Genomic DNA, 2,178 nt, shown 5'->3' with positions numbered 1-2,178 from the left:
TTAGAAGTGAGGGATATCGGCGATATCCCTTTATTAAAGTTACTCTTTTTTAATAATATGAAGGTCAATGATCATGGTTACATATTAGCACAGGGCGACTTCAATGGGAATGCCTGAGTAGTAACAAAAAATCAATAAATCCGATTATTGAATCAATAAAAAGCAGAATTAAATAACAGTTATATACAACAGAAATGAGAATTATAATAAAAATTGGTATAATAGAGAGGTAATGATAAAATGATAAATGAAAAAATAAATAACTGCTGTTGCTGTAAGGGAAAAGAGTCACTTAATAAAATAGAAAATGACAATACATGTCCTGTGTGTAAAGCATCAGGAGTAAAAGTAAAAAATATTACAGTCAGGCATTTGGTAGTTGATACCCTTGCAGAATTTGTCGGAGATATGGATTATTATATATGCATGAATGAAGAATGTAATATTGTTTATTATAATCCAGAATCAGGCGTTAAGTTTGAAAAGCAGCAAGTGAAAGTGCCTATATGGTTTAAAAAAGATGCCAATCCTAAATACGCCTGTTACTGCAGCAAGGTTACAGAGGAACAGGTAATAGATGCTGTAATAAAACATGGTGCAAAAACAATTAAGGATATTATAGAAATTACAGGAGCGATGAAAAACAGCCAATGTCAAAAAAATAACCCCTTAGGGAAATGCTGTCACAAAATAATTCAGGAGGCTATAGATAAGGGGTTATCCATGAAATAAGATGCAATTCCGTTTTGTACTATATTTTAATACTATATACCGTAAATCGGGGGATTATCATGTTTGAATACATAAAATTGCAAAGAACAATGTGTTTTGGGACTTGTCCTGTCTATAGTGTTTTGTATATAAGTATATGAATATGAAGGCTAATAGGGGGATTATCATGGAGAAATGTTTGTATATAAAAGTGGGGAACATCATTGGAAGATATCAAAGAAAAAGGTAGAACAATTAAATGACTTGATTGAGGATTTTGGGTTTAAGTCTTTTATATATGAACCAGGGAATGAGTTCATTACCGACCAGTCTTCTTGTATTACCACAATAAAATATTTAGATGGAGAAAGTAAAGAAATTAATCACTATTACGGACATGTTTTGATAGATGATAGCCTGACAGCATTTGAAAAGAAAATAGATAGAATAATAGGCACTAAAAAACATGTAAATCCAAGGTTATACATATATCAGGTTGAAGAAAAGAATTCAGAGTCATTAATTAGATGTATAGTTATTTCTGCTTCAGAAAAAGAAGCAATAGATTTAGTAGAAAAAGAATGTAATAGACAAGAAGTATTAGAATGGCAAGTGCAGAAGATAGGGATTGCTACAGATGACTATTATGGACCTGCCATACTGATGAAAAATATTTAACTACTAAATGGTAAAATAAGAATAAAGTTTGCTATAATAAGCAGAAAAGGACAAATGCCAAGGTGTGTTAACACCCTGACGCTTGGAACCTTTTTCAAAATAGGGCTATTAGGATTTTTTAGAATGCTTTGGAGGATTAGCGGCCTTTCCAAGGCATTTTTTCTTATTGATTGCACTAATTTTAAAATGGGCAACATTACCTGTAGGGCTAAAAAAATGCGTATAGGAAGGCTAGACGGAGGAATAAGGCATAAGGGGCTAAGGTACAAATTGAAACCTTAACCCTTGTTGTACCATTATTAGGAGTTATTAAAATCTGAATCATTACCTATCTCTAGTTTCAACCTTTTTATGTAACCATAAAGCATTTTGATAATTTCAATTGTTTTAGTATCTAAGATATCATATTGTTCTTCAGTAATATAATTATTTTGATAAGCAGTGAGAAGGTGACTTCTAGATTCTCCTGCACTACCTAAAGCAGCGTTGGCATGAAATAATTCTCTTTTTATAAATAATTGTGTATTGCCTTCTGCAATATTGGCACTGATACTGCGGATAGCCCTTACTAATTGGTCGATAAGTCGATATTACTTATATTTTGGGAAAAACTTGATTCTATAAAATATATTCAAATAGAATACTTAAGGAAATTTAGGAACGGTTCGTTGTATAATTAAATGCAACACCAAAAAAATATAGAACCATAGCGAGAAAATCATGTATAATATTTTTAACCAAAAAAAAATAATACAGTGAGGTGCTCGCTATGGCTAATTCTAATTGTAA

Annotated in this window: 3 protein-coding genes; 2 read left to right on the top strand and 1 reads right to left on the bottom strand. The window is 31.4% G+C overall.

What is annotated here, in order from left to right; translation table 11 throughout:
- Positions 1–240: 240 nt before the first annotated feature.
- A complete protein-coding gene (locus EJN67_RS13875) occupies positions 241–732 on the top strand; it encodes a Csac_0668 family 2Fe-2S cluster-binding (seleno)protein (RefSeq protein ID WP_068557332.1) in 492 nt (163 codons plus the stop codon).
- A 174-nt stretch (positions 733–906) separates the two neighbouring features.
- Positions 907–1,389: a DUF6438 domain-containing protein gene (locus EJN67_RS13870; RefSeq protein WP_243641328.1), complete on the top strand. Its 483-nt coding sequence runs from the start codon at positions 907–909 to the stop codon at positions 1,387–1,389.
- Between the two features lie 299 nt (positions 1,390–1,688).
- Here the strand turns inward: EJN67_RS13870 and EJN67_RS13865 are convergent, their stop codons facing one another.
- Positions 1,689–1,970 (bottom strand): four helix bundle protein, encoded by a 282-nt coding sequence (locus tag EJN67_RS13865; RefSeq protein WP_279387736.1) that lies wholly within the window; start codon positions 1,968–1,970, stop codon positions 1,689–1,691.
- Positions 1,971–2,178 lie beyond the last annotated feature (208 nt).

Origin of the sequence: Xylanivirga thermophila, from assembly GCF_004138105.1 — a bacterium.
GTDB lineage: Bacteria > Bacillota > Clostridia > Caldicoprobacterales > Xylanivirgaceae > Xylanivirga > Xylanivirga thermophila.
Note: the sequence above shows the minus strand (reverse complement) of the source record. Positions and strands in the feature narration are given on the sequence as shown.